The 1,090-nt window shown below is 54.1% G+C and carries 1 protein-coding gene; it reads right to left on the bottom strand.

What is annotated here, in order from left to right:
- Positions 1-219 precede the first annotated feature (219 nt).
- Positions 220-810 (bottom strand): ATP-dependent Clp protease proteolytic subunit, encoded by a 591-nt coding sequence (locus FKM52_RS21435; protein WP_141178109.1) that lies wholly within the window; start codon positions 808-810, stop codon positions 220-222.
- Positions 811-1,090 lie beyond the last annotated feature (280 nt).

Genomic DNA, 1,090 nt, shown 5'->3' with positions numbered 1-1,090 from the left:
GGTCAGCACGAGGCGCAGCAGGCCTCCGGCGAGTAAAGCGTTATCTTGCGAAATGGGCCTGCGGGCCCATTTTTTGGTGCTGTCGCTGGCCCTGCCGCTTCGACAGCGGCCAGAATCGGCGGCATAAAAATGGCCCCGGCGCTTCACTACAGCCGCGTTAGCTGCTGAGGTTGCGCGCAGGGGCCTTTTTTATGGGCGCTGCGATGGGGACTTCAGCCGTCAGGCTTTCAGTTCGTCCCAGCGGGTAATGACATGGCTGGCGATGCCGTATTCGATTGCCTGTTCCGGGCTCATCCAGTAGTTGCTGTCGGTATCTTTCTCTACCTGCTCCAGCGGCTGACCGGTCGCTTTGCTGATCAGTCTGTTGATACGATCGCGCGCGCGCAGCAGTTCGTTAGCTTCGATTTCGATATCAGAAACCTTGCCGCGCACGCCGCCCAACGGCTGGTGGATCATGAAGCGCGTATTGGGCAGCGCGTAGCGATCTTCCTTTTCCGCGGCCAGATAGATAGTAATGCCGGCGCTGGCGACCCAGCCGGTGCCCACAACGATGACGCGCGGCTTAATAAATTTAATCATGTCGTGAATCGTATCGCCCGCTTCGACATGGCCGCCCTGAGAGTTAATGAACAGCTTGATCGGTTCATCGCTCATCTCCTGCAAAATCAGCAGCTGAGCTATCACTTTTTCCGCGAGAGCCTGATTGATTTCGCCTGAAATAATGACAGAGCGAGACTCCAGCAGTTTATTCATCGCTAATGCTGAGGTCTTTTCTTCCTGACCGCTTTCTTTATTCGGCTCTTGAGGCATCGTTAACACTCCATCTGTACATTTTCGTAAGTGCGGAAAGTCTAGCATAATCCTTTCAGGCGCTGAATCAACTAAGCGCATAAGCGCCCGGCGGAATGTGCGCACGACAGGTTAAGCTAACCTGGCGCTTTCAGGCGTAACCTCGGCTCCGGCTGCTTTTGCTCACGTTGCCTGGGGAAAGTACGCTATAGTAAAAGCTAAATGAAGAGAGAAAATCAGCCTGAAAAGCGCTGTGAAACAAGGCATGAGGTTAGCTGATGACAGATAAGCGCAAAGATGG

Origin of the sequence: Mixta tenebrionis (genome assembly GCF_006517625.1) — a bacterium.
GTDB lineage: Bacteria > Pseudomonadota > Gammaproteobacteria > Enterobacterales > Enterobacteriaceae > Mixta > Mixta tenebrionis.
The sequence above is the reverse complement of the archived record's forward strand: the minus strand, read 5'-3'. Positions and strand labels throughout refer to the sequence as shown.

Excerpts from the sequence above, each read along its gene's own strand:
- FKM52_RS21435 (WP_141178109.1), bottom strand. The coding sequence starts at position 810 with ATGCCTCAAGAGCCGAATAAAGAAAGCGGTCAGGAAGAAAAGACCTCA.